The organism is Streptomyces diastaticus subsp. diastaticus, assembly GCF_011170125.1.
Classification (GTDB): Bacteria; Actinomycetota; Actinomycetes; order Streptomycetales; family Streptomycetaceae; genus Streptomyces; species Streptomyces diastaticus.
In genome coordinates this window covers 654,963-675,971 of record NZ_BLLN01000002.1, presented here as the reverse complement: position 1 = coordinate 675,971, position 21,009 = coordinate 654,963, and the positions used below count along the sequence as shown (strand labels likewise).

Sequence of the window (21,009 nt, the reverse complement as noted above, 5' to 3'; positions counted from 1 at the left end):
CGGGTGGCGACCACGCGGTACTCCACGGCGTGGTGGGCCAAGGAGAGGAGCGGCCGGTATGGGGCGACGTCTCGCACCGATCACCCTGGACAACCTCGGAGCGCTCCCCGCACGGTGCCGCTCCTGCGTCTTCTGGGAACTCGACCCGGTCCGTGGTGAGGCCGCGGTCAGGGAGGGGCGGGCGGCAGCAGAGAAGGAATCGTGGATCTCCGCCGTCCTGCTGGAGTGGGGCTCGTGCGGCCGCATCGTCTACGTCGACGACATCCCGGTCGGCTTCGCCCTCTACGCTCCGGCGGCCTACGTCCCCCGCTCGCTCGCCTTCCCTACCAGCCCGGTGGCCCCGGACGCCGTCCAGCTCATGACGGGCTGGCTGCTGCCCGCCTACCGGGGCCAGGGGCTGGGCCGTGTCCTGGTGCAGACCGTGGCGAAGGACCTGCTGCGTCGCGACTTCAGGGCGGTGGAGGCGTTCGGTGACGCACGATGGCGCGACGCGGCCTGCCTGCTTCCCGCCGATCACCTCCTCGCCGTGGGCTTCAAAACGGTGCGGCCGCACCGCCACTACCCCCGGCTGCGGCTGGAGCTGCGGGCCACCCTCTCCTGGAAGGAGGACATGGAGCAGGCCCTCGATCGCCTTCTCGGCGCCGTGAAGAAGGACCCCGTTCCCCGGCCGCTCTAGTGAGGGGGCGGATCGCGGTACGGCACGGGGCACAGAACAAACATGGCCACCCCGAGGGGTGGCCATGTTTCACGTGAAACGTCGGGGCGATGTTTCACGTGAAACATCGCCGGTGCGCCTGGGCTCAGCCCTTGGCGCCCTCACCGATGAACTCGTCGAGGTCGCGCACGATGGCGGCCTTCGGCTTGGCGCCGACGATCGTCTTGGCGACCTCTCCGCCCTGGTACACGTTGAGGGTCGGAATCGACATGACGCCGTACTTGGCGGCGGTCTCCGGGTTCTCGTCGATGTTCAGCTTCACGACCTCGATCTGCTCAGCGTGCTCCGCGGCGATGGCCTCCAGCGACGGGGCGATCTGGCGGCACGGGCCGCACCAGGCCGCCCAGAAGTCGACGAGTACGGGCTTGTCGCTCTTGAGGACGTCCTGCTCGAAGGAGGCGTCGGTCACGTTCTTCAGGGTGCCGGCCACTGTGGGCTCCTTAGTCTTGGTGGGGGCGTGTGGGGAGGAAGCTTGTCGAGCCGTGGCTCAGGCGGTGACGATCTGCGTCTTCTCGTGGCCCTCGGTGTCGGCCAGCGTGGCGAGGTAGCGCTCGGCGTCGAGCGCCGCGGAACAGCCGGTACCGGCGGCGGTGATCGCCTGACGGTAGGTGTGGTCGACCACGTCGCCGGCGGCGAAGACGCCCGTGACGTTGGTGCGGGTCGAGGGAGCGGTGACCTTCAGGTAGCCCTCGGCGTCCAGGTCCAGCTGGCCCTTGAACAGCTCGGTGCGCGGGTCATGGCCGATGGCGATGAAGAGGCCGGTCACCGGGAGGAGCTCGGTCTCGCCGCTCTTCAAGTTGCGCAGGGTCAGGCCGGTGAGCTTCGGATCGCCGTGAATCTCGGCGACCTCGCTGTCCCAGATGAACTTGATCTTCGGGTCGGCGAAGGCACGCTCCTGCATGGCCTTGGAGGCCCGCAGACTGTCCCGGCGGTGGACGATCGTGACCGACTTGGCGAAGCGCGAGAGGAAGGTGGCCTCCTCCATCGCGGTGTCGCCGCCGCCGATGACCGCGATGTCCTGGTCCTTGAAGAAGAAACCGTCGCAGGTGGCACACCAGGAGACGCCGCGCCCGGAGAGAGCGTCCTCGTTCGGCAGGCCCAGCTTGCGGTGCTGCGAGCCGGTGGTGACGATGACGGTCTTGGCGCGGTGCACGGTGCCGGCGGTGTCGGTGACCGTCTTGATCTCGCCGGAGAGGTCAACCGAGACGATGTCGTCCGGGACCAGCTCGGCGCCGAAGCGCTCGGCCTGGGCGCGCATGTTGTCCATGAGCTCGGGGCCCATCACGCCGTCCTGGAAGCCGGGGAAGTTCTCCACCTCGGTGGTGTTCATCAGGGCTCCACCCGCGGTGACGGCGCCCTCGAAGACCAGCGGCTTGAGGGATGCGCGTGCGGTGTAGAGCGCGGCTGTGTAGCCGGCCGGCCCGGAGCCGATGATGATCACGTTACGGACGTCGGTCACGGCTTGATTCCTCGTCTCTGGGGACTGCTGCGTTGCCAGGGGCCTGATCCCTGCCGGGGCTCTCACCCCACCCAACCGATCCTACGCACCGTGCATTCCCGCACCGCCCGCCTCCCACGCTGGCCACGGGCACAGCTCGTCGGCGTCTCGTCGAGGGCGGCAGGACTGCCCGGCGGAAGGCGTGAGAAGCGGGGTCCCGAAGGAGCCCGTCCCCCGGCTGGGCGAAGAAGAGCGGCGAGTGCTCAGCCCGTCGGTGGAGCCGAGCTTCAACTCCGGGGATAGGTCCGGGTCAGCAGAATCTCGCCGGCCTTGTCTCCGGCGTCCACGCAGCCGGCATCGACCAGGTAGGCCGTGACGCGAGCATCGTCGCGGTGGTCGGGCAGGACGACGAGGAAGGCGTCGGTGCCCCGGTAGCGGCCCCGCTCCAGGGCGAGAGCGGGCTCGGTTCCCGCGACGGCACGCTCCACACAGGGCGGGAGCTCAGGCCCGGGGGCCATCAGGGGTTCGTTGAGTTCCGGCGTCTCGGGGCTGGACTGGACGCCCAGCGAGGAATCGTCCTTCCCGGCCCCCGGCTCCCGCTTCTCCTCCCGCCCGCCGCCCGTCTCCTTGCCCGACAGCAGTGCGGAGACCTGGCCCTGGAGGGCGCGGTCGGAGTACACCGGTCCCGAGTTCGCGGAAGACGCGGTGCCGGCCTCACCATCCGAGTCGGCACCGGTGAGCGCGGGCACCAGGACGGCGCCCAGCCCGATGGCGGCTGCCGCGAGTACCGAGGAGAGGACGAGGCGTCGGCGCCTGCCCCTGCCTCCGGCCTGACGACCCGGGCCTGTGGCTCCGCGTGCGTGCCCTTCGGGCCGGCCGGGCCGCCTGACTCCGCCCCGGCCCAAGGCGCCGGGCGAGGAGGGTGACGTGAGCCGGTCCTGAGCCGGGCTCGCTTCGGGCGACGCGGCCTCTGCCGAATCCGTGCCGCCGGAGGCTGCGGCGGATTCTGTCGGATCTGTGGCACCGGAGGATGAGCAGGTGGTCTCCGCGGCGACCGTTTCACGCGATGTTTCACGTGAAACATCGGCCGCCGTTGTTTCACGTGAAACAACGGGTTCCGTGCGCTCGGCGTCGGCGGTGTCCTCGTCCGCCTCCGCCTCCGCCGTCGCGAGGCGGGGCTGCTCTTCCGAGGCGGAGTAATCCTGTGGCCCGCCCGCTCCTCGTCCGGCCGCCGCTTCCCCGGCCTCCGGCTCCATGGTCCCGAGGAGCGCCTCGGCGGCCAGGGCCGCGTCGATGCGTCCCGCGACATCGGCCGGCATCCGGGTGGGGCCGGGCAGCGTGCCCAGCAGGCCCCGGATCTCCTCCAGGGAGGAGCGGACGTCCGCGCAGAGCGCGCAGGCATCCAGATGGGAGCGGACCTCGCCGCTCCTCGGCGGGGCAAGCAGCCCCTCGGCGAGGTCGGAGATCTCCGCCACGTCCGGGTGCCCGGCGTCGCCGGTCGCGTCGGTCATGGATGTCACGCTCGCCCACCTCCGCCCTTCAGGGCAGCCGAATTCGCCGGCCCGGTATCTCTCGGGCCCGCCGCTGGTGGGACGGATGCCCCCTGCGTCCGGTTCCTTCCCCCACCAGCAGCGCTGTTATCCCTGTCCGGCGGCGCGGAGTCCGTCCGCAGATGGGTGACGAGGGGCAGCAGGCGCGCCCGGCCTCGGGCGCACCGGCTCTTGACGGTGCCGACGGGCACCCCCAGGACGCGGGCCGCCTCCGCCACCGGGTAACCCTGCATGTCGACGAGGACGAGAGCAGCCCGCTGATCGGGGGCGAGGGTGGCGAGGGCCTCGGCGAGCTGGCGCCGTACGTCGCCGCGCTCGGCCGGGGCGGCGGCCGACTCGTGCGGTTCCAGCACTCGTTCCAGGCGCTCCGGGTCGTCCATGGGGGAGGTGCGGCGCGAGGCTGACTTGCGGGCGCGGTCGAGGCAGGCGTTGACGGTGATCCGGTGGAGCCAGGTGGTCACCGCCGAGCGACCCTGGAAGGTGTGTGCCCGGCGGTAGGCGGAGACCAGGGCGTCCTGGACGGCGTCGGCCGCCTCCTCACGGTCGCCGAGGGTCCGGATCGCCACCGCCCAGAGACGGTCGCGGTGGCGCCTGACCAGCTCGCCGAAGGCGTCCGGGTCGCCGCCGACATGGGCGGCGAGCAGTTCGGCGTCGTCCGGCGCCCCGGATATGGCTTCGTCCACCGTGGAACCCTCCCCCCAGAGCTCCGCTCAGCCCCTGAGTTTCACATCCGTGATCGCCTGCTTGTACCCGGAGCCGCTGTACTGATCCCCCGGCGCCTGCGGGACGTGGGTCAGCCAGACCACGACGTACCGCGTCTTGACGGCCTCCTTGGCCTCGACCTTCGCCGTGGTGGACCGGGTGGTGGCGGTGCCGATCTTCTTCATGGACCCGACCGGGGTGCCGGAACTCAGGGAGTCGGCCGCGTAGAGCTCGACCGTGGTGCGGTCGCCGCTGTAGCGCAGACCTATCGACGCCGCTGAGACGTCCTTCTCCGCGCCGAGGTCGTAGACGATGCCGACGCCCTGCTTGTACGGAGCCAGTCGCGGACCGTCCACGAAGCTCCGGGAGCGCCAGTACGTGGAGCTGTCACCGTCGTAGGTGTTGCCGACGGAGTCAGCGTTCTGCGGGGCACCGTCCGGCGCGTACTCGGCGGCACCGGTGATCTTGTGGGTGGCGATCTCCGGCTTCTCGTCCGTGGTGTCCACCGGCTGAGAGGTCTCGGGCTGCTGGGGGGCGTCGCGGTTCATCAGCGCGTCGGCAAGCTGCCAGCTGCCGAGGCCGAGAGCGGCGATCAGCAGAGCGGCCACTCCCCACTTGAGCGCTTTGCCGGTCCGGCTCTGCAACGGGGGCGGCGGCACGATCACCGGCGCGGTCTGCGCGGCGTGCGGTGCCGGGCGGCCGTATGAGCCCTGCTGGTAGCTGGTCCGCTGGTACTCGGGCGGTGCGGTGAAGACCGGCTCGGGCGGTCGGATGCGGGGCATCTCGGCGATGGCCCGCACCAGCTCGTCCGGGGTGGTGCACGGGCTCTCCTGGCGGGAGGCGGTCGAGCCGTCGTTGGCCAGGGCGCGCATGGCCAGTTCGGAGAGGCCCCGGTGCACGCCTGCCCGCACCTGGTCGGGGGCGATGAGCCCCATGCCCTTGGGCAGCCCGGAGAGGCCGTACGCGTCGTCCTCGTAGGGCCAGCGCTGGGTGAGGGCGGCGTAGAGGAGGGCGCCGATGGCCTCGGTGTCGGTGCGCTGGGGGCTGTCGACGTCGATGCCGCGGAGCGCGGCGTTCACCGCGAGGCCGCGGACGCGCCATTGGCCGGTGGAGGTGCGCAGGACGGCGCCCGGGTTGAGCCGCAGGTGCGAGAGGCCCTCGCGGTGGGCCGCGGCCATGGCCTGGGAGATCTGCTGGGCCAGCTGGTAGACGTCGTGCGCCTCCAGAGGGCCGGCGGCGAGGAGCGCGGTCAGCTCGGTGGCGTCCGGCAGCCACTCGTGGACCACGTAGACGATCTCGTCCTCCTCGACGGCGTCGAGGACCTGGACGAAGCGCGGGTCGCCCAGGAGCGCCGCCGAGCGGGCGGCGGCCAGCACGGAGCGGGCACGCGGGTGGTCGGCCGGCAGCAGGTGCACTCCGACGGCACGGCGCAACTTCTCGTCCACCGCTCGCCAGCTGCTGAAACCGTCCAGACGGGTGAGGCACTCCTCCAGCCGGTAGCGCCGGGCGAGTTTGTGCCCGCTGTGCAGCTCGGGGGCCGAGACCGTGGCGGAGCTGCCCGCCCGATCGGTCTCCTCTCTGCTCTGGGGTGCCGTTTCCCGCTCCCGGGACTTCCCGTCGCCCGTGGACGCGCCCGCCTTGGCGGTCAGCGGTTCCTCACCACTGGTGTCGGCCACGTCGACGGCAGCCGTGCTCCGATCCGCCACCGTCGTTCCTGCCTCCCCATCCGTTGCACTCCGTACGACGCCAAACCCAATTGTGCCCACAGTCGGTCGCTATGCACGACACGCGGGCAGCGCTGATGGTTGTGCGCTCTCAGCGTCCCAGACGCCCGCGGACCATTCCCACCAGGGAGTTGATCTCGTTGATCCGCATCTTGCGGCCGACGAAGAAGAAGACCGCCAGCAGCACCGCACCGCCGCCCGCCAGCGCGGCCAGGGAACCCAGGGCGCCGCTGCCGAGCAGGCGCATGAGGAGGAAGGAGAGGCCGCCGCCGAGCAGGGAGGCGGGGATCGCCGCGCCGACGAGCCGCGCGTAGGTCCGCAGCACGTGCGCGCCGTCCAGATCGCCGCCCAGCCGCTTGGCCAGCCGCTTCCACGCCACCCCGACGCCGACCGCGTAGGCGAGGCCGTAGGAGGCGGCCATGCCGACCACGGCCCAGCGGGCGGGGAGGACCAGGTAGCAGACGCCGGAGGCGGCGGCGTTGACGGCGGCGACGATCACCGTGTTGTAGAAGGGCGTGCGGGTGTCCTCGTAGGCGTAGAAGCCCCGGAGCACGACGTACTGCACGGAGTAGGGGATGAGGCCGAGGGCGAAGGCCATCAGGATGTAGCCCATCGAGTGGGCGGCCTCGAGTCCGGCGGAGGAGAAGAGCAGGGTGGCGGTGGGCAGGCCGAGGGCGAGGAAGCCGAAGGCGATCGGGACGATGGCGACGGCGGAGTTGCGCAGGCCCTGCGAGATGTCGTCGCGGACGGCGCCCACGTCGTTGTCGCTGGCCGCGCGCGAGATGCGGGGCAGCAGGGCGGCCATGACCGAGACGGTGATGATCGCCTGCGGCATGCCCCAGATGAGCTGGGCGTTGGAGTAGGCCAGGATGCCGGTGCCCTCGACGCTCGTCTCGGTGCCGGCGAGGGTGGCGAGCTGGGTGACGACGATGACGCCGGCCTGGTTGGCGAGGACGAAGAGGACGGTCCACTTGGCGAGGCGGACGGTCTTGCCGAGCCCATGGCCCTTCCAGTCGAACCGCGGCCGGAAGCGGAAACCGGTCTCGCGCAGGTAGGGGATCATCGCCAGTGCCTGGACGACCAGGCCGAGCAGGGTGCCGATGCCGAGGAGCCGCACCCCTTCGTCCGGGATGGTCGCCACCGTCATGCCCGAGGTGGCGGAGGTGCCGTAGACCCAGATGAAGAGGCCGAAGGTGGTGATCATCACGATGTTGTTGAGGACCGGGGTCCACATCATCGCGCCGAACTTGCCGCGGGCGTTGAGGATCTGGCCCATCACCACGTGGACGCCCATGAAGAAGATCGTGGGCAGGCAGTAGCGGGCGAAGGTGATGCCGACCCGGTTGGCGTCGGGATCGCTGGCCACGGGGTCGGACATCAGGTTGATCAGGAGCGGCGCCGCGAGGACCGCCACGGCCACGATGGCGCCGAGCGCCACCATCACCAGGGTCAGGAGCCGGTTGGCGAACGCCTCGCCGCCGTCGGCGTCGTTCTTCATCGCCCGCACGAGCTGCGGGACGAAGACGGAGTTCAGACCGCCGCCGACGGTGAGGATGTAGATCATCGTCGGCAGGGTGTAGGCGACCGTGAAGGTGTCACCGAGGAGAGCCGCGCCGAGCGCCGCGGTGATGACCAGCGAGCGGACGAAGCCGGTCAGCCGGGAGACCATGGTGCCGGCGGCCATTATGGCGCTGGACTTCAGCAGCGAGGCCGCCTTGCCCTGCTTCTTCGGGGCCGGCTCCGGCTCGGGTTCGGCCTGCGGGGGCGGATCGGCGGGCGGTCGTCCTCCGCCGCTCTGCTGCTGGTCCTTGTAGAGGTGGGCGAAGGCGTCCGGCTCGTGGCGCTCCTCACCGGCCCGGGACACCAGGTCGTCCACCCCCACGAACTGCGTCGTTCCGGTGGCGTCGCCGTACGGGAGGTGCTTGCCCGGTCCCGCGGGCTCCGGCGCGGGCGCCTGGGCCCAGAGCCGGGGGTCGGGGGTCGGCTGCTCCGGCTGGGGCGGGCCGTACATCGGGGCCTGGGGAGCGCCGGCGGGCGGGGGGTGGGAGGCCCGGTCGTAGAGGGCCTCTCCGACCGGGTCCTGGGCACTCAGGTCGTGCGCGCGGTACGGGTCCTGCTCGTAGGCGTGCTGGAGGTAGGGGTCGGGCCCGGGCTGCTGGGGAAACCCGTCTCCCGTGGGTCCGCCGGGCTCCGGCGGGGCCGGCCGGTCGCCCTGCGGCCCCGAGCCGTCCGCGCGCTGGCCACGGTCACCGTTGTACGGCGCGTTCATGGTCTAACCCCACCTCATCGTCCCCGGGCCCACGGGCCACGACATTGCTCAGCGGTCCACTGTCTCACCCGGGCCGGACGGGGCCGGGCTTTCGGGAGCGGTGTCCGGTCCGTGGTCACCCGGCTGCCCGGGCCCCCCGTCCACGTCCGGTCCCTCGTCCGCCGTGCCGGGCCCGGGATCGCCCGGCGCCCCGCCCTGCTCCGCCTCCAGCTCCCGCGCCTGCCGCTTGCGCTGGGTGTACATCCGGAATCCGGCGAGGACGAGCAAGAGTACGCCGCCCGCGAGGACCAGCATCACCGTCGGCGTGAACTCCGTGACGTTCACGTCGAAGCGGATCGGGGCGCCGTAGGCCCGCCCGTCCTCGGTGTAGAGCTGGGCCCAGACCGGTACGGGGCCGTTGGCGTTGGCGGTGGTGGTGAACTTGACCGACTGGCTGTGGCCGCCGGAGACCTTGACCGGCTGGTCCTGGTAGCGCCCCTCGCCGATCTTGAGCCGGGTCGGCTTGGAGGACTCCAGCCGCAGCACCAGCTTGTCGACACCCTGGAGCAGGTTGTTCTGCACGGTCACCGGGATGGTGGCGCTGTGACCGGAGAGCTTCGCCTCGCTCTTCTCGATCAGCTGCACGCTCCCGATCAGCTGGTTCAGGTACCTCGACACCACGGAGCGGAACTGCTCCGCCTCCTTGGGCAGCCCCCGCCACGAGGTGGACATCTCGCGGTCGACGGCCCGGCCGAAGGGGGGCACCACCCGGTCCTGGTTGGTGAGGATGACCTTGAAACGGTCCAGCTTGTCCTGGGTCTCCTTTATCTCCTCGAACGCCGCCTTCCGCAGCTCCTGCTTGCGCAGCGCCTCGGGGTACGAGCCGTTGCCCGGCACCCGGGCCGTGGCGCGCGCGTCGGGGTCGGCCTTCGCGGCCGCCGTCAGGTTCTGCGGGGTGCTCCACCGTTCGTCGTCGAGGGCCTCCAGCGCCTCCGCCATCGTGCGGGCCTGGCTGGCGGTGGGCATCCGCTGCGGGGCGACGACCAGACTGCGTTCGTTCCCCTCGTCCTGGAGCGTCGTCATGAGTGTCTGGGCCACGAACCGCTGGACGGCGAGGGTGGCGTTGCCGGCCTTCGTCATGTCGCCCTGGAAGAGGGTGGAGAGCCGGTCGTCGGCGACCACGGCCGTCGTCCCACCCCCGATCGGCCGGGCAGCCGACGGGGTGTAGGTGAGGCTCCCGGCCTCGCGCATGCTGTCACTGCGGGCGATGACGTTCCGTGCGCCCGCCGAGGTCGCCACGTCGATGATCGAGGGGGTGACCGCACCCTCCACCGGCCAGGAGAAGTCGGTGCTGGGCTTGACGTGGAGGATCGTCTCCACGGTGCTGGCGGCCACGTCGGTGGCGTCCTTCAGCCGGCCCAGGGATCCGGAGACGTTCTTGCCCCGGTGGGCGATCGAGGCGATGTCGGGGTCCCCGTAGGGCAGGGCGACGATCTTCTTGCCCGCCACCGCGCTCTCCACGGCGGCGAGCCAGTCGGTGGCGAGTTTCCTGCCCTGCTCGCCGCCGGGCCGGGTGGAGCCGTCCGCGTTGCGCACCCGGTAGCCGTCGCGCATCGCGTCGACGGAGGCCAGCAGGTCGGGGTCGACGACCCAGGTGATGTCGAGCTCCCGGCCGAGGGCGACCATGCGCTCCAGCCGGCCGCCCGGGGCCAGCTCCGCGGCGAGGTTGTCGTCCTCGAAGATCGGCGTCTGCTCCTCGTCCGTGTCGGTCTCCGCGGTGAGGTGCGGGGTGGAGATGAGCGGCCACAGCATCGTCAGCGAGGTCTGCCCCCCGGCGGCCTTCGGCTGCCACGGCAGGAAGGTCCGCTCGATGCCCTGCACCTGTTCGTAGGGCTGGGCGGCGGTCTTCCCGCTCAACGAGACGCCGAGCTGGTAGATGCCGTTGCCATCGAGATCGAGGTCGTCGACCGGCACCGAGAGGCGGAACGGCAGGGAGCGGCCCGCGGCGAGCGAGTCGATCTCCTGGGCGTACTCCTCGTCGATCTCCAGACCGTCCGCACCCGGGGAGAAGCCGTCACGGCGGGCCGCGTGGTCGATGGCGCTGCGCCCGTTGAGGACCGGGCCGACCCGGAGGCCGACGTGGGCATCGGTGATCGCCCGCTTGCTCTGGTTGGTGACCGTGCCCGTGATCGTCAGGCGGTCGCCCTCGACCGGGGCCGCGGGGCTGAACGAGTCGAGGGAGACGGAGACCGGCTGCGCGGTACGTGCCTGAGCGTCGGTCGCCGGTGCCTGCGGGACCGGAGCGGCCTGTGCGGCGGGGAGGTGCAACAGCCCGCCGAGAAGGGCCGTGCCGGCGAGGAGGGCCGCGCCCCGGCCGAGCCACCGGCGGGCAGCTGACGGGCCGGTCCTCGGGATGTCTGCCGCCTCGGCCACGCGCTCGTCCGTCCCTCGTTCGTCAGCTCGGTCGGTGGTTGTCGGGTGATGCGTCCAGGCATCGTAACGATGCGGACTGAGCGGAAGTGCCGGGGAGTGCTCCAGAGGATCATCGCCCGGGGCGCCCGCCGGAATCGGGTCGGCCCGCGCCGGTGCGGGCACGTACCCTTTTCTGTTGTGCCGAACGCCAACGAAGACAAGCCCCGTGAACTGAGCCAGGCGCAGCGCCGCGCTGTGAGCGAACTGCTGCGCGTCTCCCCCGCCGCGGACGATCTGGCCCGCCGCTTCGAGGAGGCCGGACACTCCCTCGCCCTGGTGGGTGGCTCGGTCCGGGACGCCTTGCTCGGGCGGCTGGGCAACGACCTGGACTTCACGACCGACGCCCGGCCGGAGCAGGTCCTGAGGATCGTCAGGCCCTGGGCGGACGCCGTCTGGGAGGTGGGGATCGCCTTCGGGACCGTCGGCTGCCAGAAGCGGGCCGTCGTGGCGGGCGAGGAGCTCACCTTCGAGATCGAGATCACCACGTACCGCTCGGAGGCGTACGACCGGACCTCGCGCAAGCCCGAGGTCTCCTACGGCGACGCGATCGAGGACGACCTGGTCCGCCGCGACTTCACGGTCAACGCGATGGCGGTGGCCCTGCCGCAGAAGGCGTTCGTCGACCCGTACGGGGGTCTGGAGGATCTGGCGGCCCTGGTGCTGAGGACGCCCGGGACGCCCGAGGCGTCCTTCTCCGACGATCCGCTGCGGATGATGCGCGCGGCGCGGTTCGCCGCCCAGCTCGACTTCGACGTGGCTCCGGAGGTGGTCGCCGCGATGACGGAGATGGCCGAGCGGATCACCATCGTCTCCGCCGAGCGGGTCCGCGACGAACTGAACAAGCTGCTCCTTGCCGCCCATCCTCGCAAGGGCCTCACCCTGCTCGTCGACACCGGCCTCGCCGCGCACGTACTCCCGGAGCTGCCGGCCCTGCGCCTGGAGAGTGACGAGCATCACCGTCACAAGGATGTCTACGAGCACAGCCTGACCGTCCTGGAGCAGGCCATCGACCTGGAGGAGGACGGCCCGGACCTCACCCTCCGGCTCGCCGCGCTCCTCCACGACATCGGCAAGCCGCGCACCCGGCGCTTCGAGAAGGACGGCCGGGTCTCCTTCCACCACCACGAGGTGGTCGGCGCCAAGATGGTGAAGAAGCGCATGACGGCGCTCAAGTACGCCAACGAGCTGGTCAAGGACGTCTCGCGGCTGGTCGAGCTGCATTTGCGGTTCCACGGCTACGGCACGGGCGAGTGGACCGACTCAGCGGTGCGCCGGTATGTCCGGGACGCCGGGCCCCAGCTGTCCCGTCTGCACAAGCTGACGCGCTCGGACTGCACCACCCGGAACAAGCGCAAGGCGTCGGCGCTCTCACGGGCCTACGACGGCCTGGAGGAGCGCATCGCCCAGCTCCAGGAGCAGGAGGAACTGGATGCCATCCGGCCGGATCTGGACGGCAACCAGATCATGCGGATTCTCGGGGTGGGCCCCGGGCCGGTGATCGGCAAGGCGTACGCCTTCCTGCTCGACCAGCGGCTGGAGCACGGCCCCATGGGCGAAGAGGCCGCTGCGGCCGCGCTCAAGGAGTGGTGGGCCGCGCAGGGCTGAGTCCTTCGTCCGGCGCCGGACGAAGTGGAGGGGCGGCATGTTTCACGTGAAACATGCCGCCCCTCCACTGATCCCGGGACGTGTCGCCCCTGCCCCCTTTTTCTGCCGCGTGCGATGTTTCACGTGAAACGTCCGCAGCTGAAGCAGGGGCCTGGCCGTGGATCAGGCGTCGTCCAGGCAGAGCACGAAGCTCTTGCTGCCGCCGGTCTCCGTGTAGGCGTACTTGAAGCCCTCCGCCTCGGCCTCGCACTTGGACTGGGCGCCGTACGGGTTCTGGCCCTGGGGCGGCGGAGTGGTCACTTGGGGATCCCCCTGTGGAAAACGAGGTCGTGGCCTCGTGCGATAAGACCTTCGTAAGCTAACCGGCCACACGGACAGTCGAGAAGCGAACAGGGGCTCTGTGTCACTGATGTGACACTTACTGCCGGTCAAACCGGATCAGGAGTACCGAAATCGCTCCGTACAGCAGTGCCACCAGCACCACCAGCACCGTCGATTTTCCGTCAGCGGGCAACAGGAGCGCGGAGACCCCCGCGGCCGCCACGAAGGCCACGTTGAAGAGGACGTCGTAGACCGAGAAGATCCGCCCACGGAAGTCGTCCGCCACCGACGCCTGCACGATGGTGTCCGTGGCGATCTTCGCGCCCTGGGTGGCGACGCCGAGCACGAACGCCCCGGCCAGCAGCGGCACCGGAGCGAAAGTGAGCCCCAGGGCCAGTTCCAGCACCCCCGCCCCGGCCGCGCAGGACACGATCCAGCCGGCGGCCCCCAGGCGGCGCACGCCTGTCGGGGTGACCAGGGCGGCGACGAAGAAGCCGGCCCCGGAGACGGCCACCGCGACGCCGAGCAGCGCGAGCCCCTCGTCCTCGTCGGTGGACCAGGCGTACCGGCAGAGCATGAGGAGCATGACGGTGAGCGCTCCGTAGCAGAAGCGCATGGCGGCCATCGCCGCCAGTGCCCGCGCGGCCCCGCGGCGGCCCGGCTCGCGCAGATGGCGGACACCGGCGACGAGCCCGTGGGCCGTCCCGGCGACCGCGGTGCGCAGGTGTTGGAGCTGGCCCGGGTCGGGGCCCAGGAGCGGGACGGCCAGCCTGAGGGAGGCGGCGGCCGAGGCGAGGTAGAGGAGCCCGCCCAGCAGCAGCACCGCCGCGTCGGAGTCCGACACCAGCAGCCTGACGAGGAAGGCGAGACCGCCGCCGGCGGTGGCGGCGAGTGTCCCGGCCGTCGGCGAGAGGGCGTTGGCGATGACCAGTTCGTCGCGGGCGACCACCCGTGGCAGCGCCGCGGAGAGCCCGGCGAGCACGAACCGGTTGACCGCGGTCACGCAGAGGGCCGCCACGTAGAAGAGCCACTCGGGGACGCCGGTGACCACGAGGACGGCGGTGAGCGCGGCGAGGACGGCGCGGAGCAGGTTGCCGTAGAGGAAGACCTGGCGGCGGCGCCAGCGGTCCAGGAGCACGCCGGCGAAGGGGCCGATCAGGGAGTACGGGAGAAGGAGGACCGCCATGGCCGAGGCGATGGCGGCGGCGGAGGTCTGCTTCTCGGGCGAGAAGACGACGTGGGTGGCGAGAGCCACCTGGAAGACGCCGTCGGCGCCCTGGGAGAGGAGGCGGACGGTGAGCAGCCGCCGGAAGTCCCGCACACGCAGGAGCACTCGCAGGTCACCGACGACAGACATGGAGCCAGAATCGCATGCGGGGGCGGGCCCGGAACGCGTCACCCGGCCGCTCCGGGCGGGCCTCCCGGCTCACGAGCGGAGGGGTGGCCCTCCCTGGTGGGAGGGCCACCCCTCAAGAGCGGCTCCGAGCGGCGCGGTTCAGCGCCGCTCGCGGTTCAGCGCTCGACCTCGCCCTTGATGAACTTCTCGACGTTGGCGTGGGCCTCGTCGTCGAAGTACTGGACGGGCGGGCTCTTCATGAAGTAGCTGCTCGCGGAGAGGATGGGACCGCCGACTCCCCGGTCCTTGGCGATCTTCGCGGCGCGGACGGCGTCGATGATGACACCGGCGGAGTTCGGGGAGTCCCAGACCTCCAGCTTGTACTCCAGGTTCAGCGGGACGTCGCCGAAGGCGCGGCCCTCCAGGCGGACGTAGGCCCACTTGCGGTCGTCCAGCCAGGCCACGTAGTCCGAGGGGCCGATGTGGACGTTGTCCGCGCCCAGGTCGCGGTCGCGGATCTGCGAGGTGACGGCCTGGGTCTTGGAGATCTTCTTGGACTCCAGGCGGTCGCGCTCCAGCATGTTCTTGAAGTCCATGTTGCCGCCGACGTTGAGCTGCATCGTGCGGTCCAGGATGACGCCCCGGTCCTCGAAGAGCTTCGCCATCACGCGGTGCGTGATCGTCGCGCCGACCTGGGACTTGATGTCGTCACCGACGATCGGGACCCCGGCCTCGGTGAACTTGTCCGCCCACTCCTTGGTGCCGGCGATGAAGACCGGGAGGGCGTTGACGAACGCGACCTTGGCGTCGATGGCGCACTGCGCGTAGTACTTCGCGGCGTCCTCGGAGCCCACCGGCAGGTAGCAGACGAGGACGTCGACCTGGCGGTCCTTGAGGGTCTGGACGATGTCGGCGGGCTCCTCGGCCGACTCCTCGATGGTCTCCCGGTAGTACCGGCCGAGGCCGTCCAGGGTGTGACCGCGCTGGACGGTCACGCCGGTGCTCGGCACGTCGCAGATCTTGATCGTGTTGTTCTCACTGGCGCCGATGGCGTCGGCGAGGTCCAGGCCGACCTTCTTGGCATCCACGTCGAAGGCGGCGACGAAGTCGACGTCGCGGACGTGGTAGTCGCCGAACTGGACATGCATGAGGCCCGGGACCTTGCTGTCCGGGTCGGCGTCCTTGTAGTACTCGACGCCCTGCACCAGTGAGGCGGCGCAGTTGCCCACGCCGACGATGGCTACGCGAACCGAACCCATTCCGGTTGCTCCCTGTGTGTTCTCGGTGTTCCCGATGAGGCCCTGCGGAATGCCGGGACTCATGTGGCGGTGTCGTCGGACGAATCCGGGCGGGAGTCCTCCCGCGACCGGGGCAGATCGTCCTTCTCTCCGGATGTGCCCTGCTGAGGTGAGCCGTCCTGGCCGGTCCGCCGGTGGCGGCCCGACCGTTCGCTCTCGATCAGCTCGTTCAGCCAGCGCACCTCGCGCTCCACGGACTCCATTCCGTGCCGTTGGAGTTCGAGGGTGTAGTCGTCGAGGCGCTCCCTGGTGCGGGCCAGTGAGGCCCGCATCTTCTCCAGCCGCTCCTCCAGCCGGCTGCGCCGGCCTTCGAGCACCCGCATGCGGACATCGCGCGACGTCTGGCCGAAGAAGGCGAAGCGGGCGGCGAAGTGCTCGTCCTCGTAGGCGTCGGGACCGGTCTGCGAGAGCAGTTCCTCGAAGTGCTCCTTACCTTCCGCGGTGAGCCGGTAGACGATCTTGGCCCGGCGTCCGGTGAGGGGCACCGCGGGGGTGTCCTCGGGCGGGACGCTGGACTCCTCGATCAACCAGCCGTTGGCAACCAGCGTTTTGAGGCACGGATAGAGCGTGCCGTAGCTGAAGGCGCGGAAGATCCCGAGCGAGGTGTTGAGTCGTTTCCGCAGCTCGTAGCCGTGCATCGGGGACTCGCGCAGCAGCCCGAGGACGGCGAACTCGAGGATGCCGGAGCGTCTGCTCATGTCCGCCTCTCCGTCGCCGTGTGGTGCCCTGGCCGGTCTTTATGCCGAGCTGATGTATCGACTCGATACATCTCGACGATAGGTCCGCCTCAGGTGAGGGACAAGTGGGCCCACGGTGAACGGCGTCACATCACCGGAACGACGCACCGGAGTTGCCTGATTTGGGGTGAACTTGGCCGCCCGGGTGGTTTTGACGGTGCGTAGTCTGTGCGGCATGCAGACCGCCGGGAACTATGGGGCGCCAGGTGGCGTCAGCAATAGGGGCGCGCCCGGACACCATGTGGACGACCGTCGCAGTGACGCGCGTCCGGGCGTCGGGGGGACCGACAATCAGCTGCCGTTCCAGGCGCGCGAATCCGCGCCTGCCCGAGGAGTAGTCGTTCGATGAGCGAGCATCGTCGCAAACCGCCGCAGCAGCAGGGCGGCGGACGTGCCGCCGCCCGGCGTAGCCAGTCAGGCCGCCGTGCTGCGCCGCGTGGCGCCTCTCATGCGCCTTCCGCCTCGTTCGGTTCCGAGGGCGAGGAACGCCCGTACGGGGGCCGCGCCGAGGCGCGCCGGGCGGCCAAGGGCGGCCGCCGCAGGGCCGCCGACCACGGTGCCGGACACGGCGCCGGCGCGGGTGGCGGCCGTCGGGGTGGCGGAGGCGGGTCCGAAGGAGGGCGGGGCCGTGGTCGCGGCCGTGAGCCGGAGAAGAAGCGCTTCATCGACTACCCACGTGCGGGGAAGTACGGCTGGCGCCGCTTCGTGCCTTCGTGGAAGCAGGTGACGGGCACCTGCCTCGGATTCTTCGGCCTGCTGGTGGCGACCGCCGGCATAGGCCTGGCCATGGTGGACATCCCGGACCCGCAGAGGACGGCGAACGTCCAGAAGAACGTCTACTACTGGTCCGACGACACGCAGATGGTCATCGCGGGGGGCGGTGACAAGAACCGCCAGATCGTCGACATCGAAGAGATTCCGCAGTCGATGCAGAACGCGGTGGTCGCGGCCGAGAACGCCACCTTCTGGGACGACAACGGCGTGGACCCGATGGGTATCGCCCGAGCCGTGGTGAACATGGCGATGGGCGGCAGCACCCAGAGTGGATCGACCATCACCCAGCAGTACGTCAAGAACACCTACCTCAGCCAGGAGCAGACGCTCAAGCGCAAGATCACGGAGCTGCTGATCTCGGTGAAGGTGGGCGGTATCCAGTCGAAGGAGACGATCCTCGCGGGATATCTCAACACTGCCTACTACGGACGTGGTGCGTACGGCATCGAGGCCGCCGCACGCGCCTACTACAACAAGTCCGCCATCGACCTCGACACCAGCGAGTCGGCGTTCCTAGCAGCCACTCTCAACGGCCCGAACCTCTACGACCCGGCGGGCGGCCAGGGTCCCGGCGCCTCGGCGAAGGAGAACACGGAGCGGGCGACCAACCGCTGGAAGTTCGCGCTGCGCCGCATGGTCGAGATCGGTGAGCTGGACCAGAGCGAGCGGCAGGAGATCCTGACCAAGGGCTTCCCCGAGCCCGACAAGCCCAAGCCGGCCACCAACAAGGCAGGTCAGATCGGCTACCTGACCGACCTGGCTGACAACTACATCATCGCCAACACCAACATCAGCCGCAACAAGCTCGATCAGGGCGGCTACAAGATCCACACCACCTTCGACAAGAAGAAGATGGCGGCTCTGACCAAGGCCGTCGAGAAGGTGGAGAAGGAGAACATCGACGAGAAGAAGCGGCCCGAGACGGACAAGTACGTCCAGTTCGGCGGCGCTTCGGTCGAGCCCAAGACCGGCAAGATCAAGGCGATCTACGGCGGCTCCGACGCCACGGTCCACTTCACCAACAACGCCGACTACACCGGCGTCCAGGTCGGCTCCACCTTCAAGCCGTTCGTTCTCTCGGCCGCCATGGAGTACGGCATCCGCGACCCGGACCTGCCGCCCGAGCAGACGCCGGAGCAGCGGACCATCGTGTCGCCGAAGAGCATCTACGACGGCGACAACAAGCTGAAGGTGAAGAACTACGACGGCACGATCTGGCACAACGAGAAGGACGAGGAGTGGCATCAGCGCAACGACGGCGATGAGTCGAAGGGCGACATCGACCTGAGGACCGCGATGCAGTTCTCGACCAACACGCCCTACATCCAGCTCGCCATGGACGTCGGCCTCGACAAGGTCCGCCAGACGGCCGAGGCGGCGGGGATCAAGAAGGACAACCTCCCCGGCTGGCGCAGTCCCTCCTTCGCCCTTGGCACCTCGGCGCCGAGCGCCATCCGGCTCGCCGGCGCGTACGCCACGTTCGCGGCCAGCGGCAAGCAGGCCGAGCCGTACTCGGTGGAGTCCATCGAGAGCAAGGACGGCGAGGTCTGGAACCACGACGAGGTCGCCAAGGTGAAGCAGGGCATCCCGGCGGACGTCGCGGACAACGTCACCGACGTCCTGCGCACCGTGGTGCAGGAGGGCACGGGTACGGCCGCCAAGCCGGTCGACGCCCAGTGGCCGACCGCCGGCAAGACCGGTACGACCGACGGCAACAAGTCGGCGTGGTTCGCCGGGTACACCCGGCAGCTCTCCACCGCCATCGGGATGTTCCGCGTGGACGACCAGGCGAAGAACCAGAAGTTCCTGGAGATGTACGGAACCGGTGGCCAGAAGTCGATCCACGGTGCCTCGTTCCCGGCCGAGATCTGGACCGAGTACATGCTGTCGGCGATGAAGGACAAGAGCCCGCAGCAGTTCCCGGAGCCCTCCGACCTCGGCACGATCGTCGGCGAGCCGACGCCCACGCCGCCGCCCTCGCCGACCGAGACGGAGGAGGAGGAGTCACCGGACCCGTCGCCGACCACGGAGGCGCCGCCGACGTCCCCGGAGCCCGACCCCACCTCGACCTGCCGGCCGCTCGACTGGGAGTGCCGCCAGAACGAGAACGGCGGCAACGAGAACGGGGGCGAAGAGAACGGCGGTTCGGGCGACCCGGGAGGTGGGGAACCCACCACGGAGCAACCGGACCCCGGTGAGAACGAGGGCAACGAGAACGGCAATCCGGGGGCCTGGTTCGGGTCCAGCAAGTAGCCGCTCTCCCCGCCCGTAGAACGAGTCCGCCCACTTCCGGCCCGCGCGCCGGGGGTGGGCGGTTCTCGTTCGGGCTCACCGGGCCAAGGCTCGGACTCACCGGACCAGCCGGACGCCGTGAGCCCATCGACATGTTTCACGTGAAACATCGCGTTTCACGTGAAACCGGGGGTCGTCGCACCGACGGGTGCGGCGGCCCTCCCGGCGTTCCTGGGGCCATGGGGCAGGATGGCGCCCATGCCCAGTCCAGAGACGACACGTGCCAGCGCGCCGCAGCGGGACACCGTGCAGCCGACGCGGGAGGACGAGGTGGCAGCCGCCGGCTCCGAGCTGATCGGCGGCCCCATGGGCAGACGGGCGTTCACCGGCCGCGCCTGGTGGTCGCCGGTCCGCGTCATCGCCCTGGTGATGATCGGCATGTTCGCCCTCGGCATGGTGCAGAAGCTGCCCTGCTAAAACGGCGCCTGGTTCTTCGGCACCGGCGCCCAGTACACCCACGCCTGCTACTCGGACATCCCCCATCTGTTCCAGGGCCGGGGCTTCGCCGACGGACTGGTCCCCTACTTCGACCGGCTCCCCGGGGACATGGAGTTCCTGGAGTACCCGGTCCTGACCGGCGTGTTCATGGAGGTGGCCTCCTGGGTCACCCCCGGTTCCGGGTCACTCGTCGAGCGCGAGCAGATCTACTGGCTGGTCAACGCCGGGATGCTGATGGCCTGCGCCGCCGTCATCGCCGTCTGCGTCGCGCGCACCCACCGCCGACGCCCCTGGGACGCTCTGCTCGTCGCCCTGGCCCCCGCGCTGGCGCTGACCGCGACCATCAACTGGGACCTGCTCGCGGTCGCCCTGACCGCCGCCGCGCTGCTGATGTGGTCCCGTGAGCGGCCGTTCGCCTTCGGTGTCCTCCTCGGACTCGCCACCGCGGCCAAGCTGTACCCGGCCCTGATCCTCGGTCCCCTCTTCCTGCTCTGCTGGCGGGCGGGCAAGTGGCGCGCCTTCGGCACGGCGCTCGCCGGGAGTGCCGGGGCCTGGCTGGTGGTCAACCTGCCGGTGATGATCGGCGCCTTCGAGGGCTGGTCGAAGTTCTACACGTTCAGTGAGGAACGCGGCGTCGACTTCGGTTCGTTCTGGCTTGTGCTCTCCCAGAACTCCGACCAGCCGCTGGCCACCGAGACGGTCAACACCCTGGCGACCCTGCTGATGGTCCTGGCGTGCGCGCTGATCGCCACCCTCGTCCTCATGGCACCCCGCCGCCCCCGGCTGGCGCAGGTGGCCTTCCTCGTCGTCGCGGCCTTCATCCTCACCAACAAGGTGTACTCGCCGCAGTACGTACTCTGGCTGATCCCGCTGGCCGCCCTCGCCCGCCCCCGCTGGCGCGACTTCCTGATCTGGCAGAGCTGCGAGGTGCTGTACTACCTCGGCATCTGGATGTACCTGGCCTACACCAGCAGTGGGGACGCCCAGCGCGGCCTGCCCCTGGAGGGGTACCACCTCGCGATCTGCCTGCACCTGGCCGGGACGCTCTACCTCTGCGCCGTCGTCGTGCGCGACGCGCTGTTCCCCGAACGGGACGTGGTCCGCCGGGACGGGGACGACGATCCCTCCGGCGGGGTCCTGGACGGCGCGCCGGACCGGTTCGTCCTCGGCTACGCCGCCGCCCATCCGCCGCAACACGCCGCCCACTTCGACCGCCCGGTGGTGCGCTGGGGCACGGGCAGGACGATCGGCGACGGCCTGAGCGCGAGTGGCCCCGTGGCGCCCGGTTCGTCCTGACGCGCGGACCTGAACGCCAGAGGCCCCCGGCCGCTCCCTCCACGGGGCGGCCAGGGGCCTCTG

General features: G+C 70.4%; 14 protein-coding genes and 1 pseudogene. 4 read left to right on the top strand and 11 right to left on the bottom strand.

Annotation, left to right across the window (positions count from 1 at the left end; translation table 11 throughout):
• Positions 1-58 precede the first annotated feature (58 nt).
• Positions 59-676, top strand: coding sequence for a GNAT family N-acetyltransferase (locus tag Sdia_RS04865; protein WP_100457440.1), 618 nt, complete (start codon positions 59-61; stop codon positions 674-676).
• A 124-nt stretch (positions 677-800) separates the two neighbouring features.
• Here Sdia_RS04865 and trxA read toward each other — a convergent pair whose 3' ends face one another.
• The 7 genes from trxA to Sdia_RS04830 all read right to left on the bottom strand — a co-directional run bounded on the left by trxA (position 801) and on the right by Sdia_RS04830 (position 10,810).
• Positions 801-1,145: a thioredoxin gene (gene trxA, locus Sdia_RS04860; protein ID WP_100457441.1), complete on the bottom strand. Its 345-nt coding sequence runs from the start codon at positions 1,143-1,145 to the stop codon at positions 801-803.
• 57 nt (positions 1,146-1,202) lie between these two features.
• Positions 1,203-2,174 (bottom strand): thioredoxin-disulfide reductase, encoded by a 972-nt coding sequence (gene trxB / locus Sdia_RS04855; protein ID WP_115068953.1) that lies wholly within the window; start codon positions 2,172-2,174, stop codon positions 1,203-1,205.
• A 266-nt stretch (positions 2,175-2,440) separates the two neighbouring features.
• On the bottom strand, positions 2,441-3,664 hold the full coding sequence (locus Sdia_RS04850; RefSeq protein ID WP_189400390.1) for an RsmA family anti-sigma factor: 1,224 nt from the start codon (positions 3,662-3,664) through the stop codon (positions 2,441-2,443).
• A gap of 5 nt (positions 3,665-3,669) precedes the next feature.
• Positions 3,670-4,386 carry an RNA polymerase sigma factor SigM gene (sigM, locus tag Sdia_RS04845; RefSeq protein WP_100457443.1) on the bottom strand — a complete coding sequence of 239 codons (717 nt, stop codon included), beginning with the start codon at positions 4,384-4,386 and terminating at the stop codon, positions 3,670-3,672.
• Between the two features lie 27 nt (positions 4,387-4,413).
• Positions 4,414-6,111 carry a protein kinase family protein gene (locus Sdia_RS04840; RefSeq protein WP_100457444.1) on the bottom strand — a complete coding sequence of 566 codons (1,698 nt, stop codon included), beginning with the start codon at positions 6,109-6,111 and terminating at the stop codon, positions 4,414-4,416.
• A gap of 109 nt (positions 6,112-6,220) precedes the next feature.
• Positions 6,221-8,398 (bottom strand): murein biosynthesis integral membrane protein MurJ, encoded by a 2,178-nt coding sequence (gene murJ / locus Sdia_RS04835; protein ID WP_100457445.1) that lies wholly within the window; start codon positions 8,396-8,398, stop codon positions 6,221-6,223.
• A gap of 48 nt (positions 8,399-8,446) precedes the next feature.
• Positions 8,447-10,810, bottom strand: a complete 2,364-nt coding sequence (locus Sdia_RS04830) for a DUF6049 family protein (protein WP_189500060.1) — start codon at positions 10,808-10,810, stop codon at positions 8,447-8,449.
• Between the two features lie 177 nt (positions 10,811-10,987).
• On the opposite strand from Sdia_RS04830, the gene Sdia_RS04825 reads away from it, so the two are divergent.
• Positions 10,988-12,454, top strand: coding sequence for a CCA tRNA nucleotidyltransferase (locus Sdia_RS04825; protein ID WP_100457447.1), 1,467 nt, complete (start codon positions 10,988-10,990; stop codon positions 12,452-12,454).
• A gap of 162 nt (positions 12,455-12,616) precedes the next feature.
• Here Sdia_RS04825 and Sdia_RS04820 read toward each other — a convergent pair whose 3' ends face one another.
• From Sdia_RS04820 to Sdia_RS04805, 4 genes are all read right to left on the bottom strand, one after another.
• The gene (locus tag Sdia_RS04820) at positions 12,617-12,754 is read right to left on the bottom strand and encodes a hypothetical protein (protein WP_189500100.1); all 138 of its coding nucleotides are present in this window, start codon (positions 12,752-12,754) and stop codon (positions 12,617-12,619) included.
• Positions 12,755-12,872: 118 nt separating this feature from the next.
• Positions 12,873-14,132 (bottom strand): MFS transporter, encoded by a 1,260-nt coding sequence (locus tag Sdia_RS04815; protein ID WP_100457449.1) that lies wholly within the window; start codon positions 14,130-14,132, stop codon positions 12,873-12,875.
• Positions 14,133-14,287: 155 nt separating this feature from the next.
• Positions 14,288-15,370: an inositol-3-phosphate synthase gene (locus Sdia_RS04810; RefSeq protein ID WP_100457450.1), complete on the bottom strand. Its 1,083-nt coding sequence runs from the start codon at positions 15,368-15,370 to the stop codon at positions 14,288-14,290.
• A 59-nt stretch (positions 15,371-15,429) separates the two neighbouring features.
• Entirely contained in the window at positions 15,430-16,107 is a 678-nt protein-coding gene (locus tag Sdia_RS04805; protein WP_100457451.1) for a PadR family transcriptional regulator, read from the bottom strand.
• Between the two features lie 384 nt (positions 16,108-16,491).
• Here Sdia_RS04805 and Sdia_RS04800 point away from each other — a divergent pair, with 384 nt between their 5' ends.
• Positions 16,492-19,173, top strand: a complete 2,682-nt coding sequence (locus Sdia_RS04800; RefSeq protein WP_229830701.1) for a transglycosylase domain-containing protein — start codon at positions 16,492-16,494, stop codon at positions 19,171-19,173.
• 237 nt (positions 19,174-19,410) lie between these two features.
• Positions 19,411-20,946, top strand: a pseudogene (locus tag Sdia_RS04795) (glycosyltransferase family 87 protein).
• Positions 20,947-21,009 lie beyond the last annotated feature (63 nt).

Bases quoted from the DNA above. Each gene is read 5' to 3' on its own strand.
- Sdia_RS04815 (WP_100457449.1), bottom strand. From the start codon at position 14,132: ATGTCTGTCGTCGGTGACCTGCGAGTGCTCCTGCGTGTGCGGGACTTC.
- Sdia_RS04800 (WP_229830701.1), top strand. From the start codon at position 16,492: ATGAGCGAGCATCGTCGCAAACCGCCGCAGCAGCAGGGCGGCGGACGT.
- Sdia_RS04805 (WP_100457451.1), bottom strand. From the start codon at position 16,107: ATGAGCAGACGCTCCGGCATCCTCGAGTTCGCCGTCCTCGGGCTGCTG.
- Sdia_RS04850 (WP_189400390.1), bottom strand. From the start codon at position 3,664: ATGACCGACGCGACCGGCGACGCCGGGCACCCGGACGTGGCGGAGATC.
- murJ (WP_100457445.1), bottom strand. From the start codon at position 8,398: ATGAACGCGCCGTACAACGGTGACCGTGGCCAGCGCGCGGACGGCTCG.
- Sdia_RS04810 (WP_100457450.1), bottom strand. From the start codon at position 15,370: ATGGGTTCGGTTCGCGTAGCCATCGTCGGCGTGGGCAACTGCGCCGCC.
- Sdia_RS04865 (WP_100457440.1), top strand. From the start codon at position 59: ATGGGGCGACGTCTCGCACCGATCACCCTGGACAACCTCGGAGCGCTC.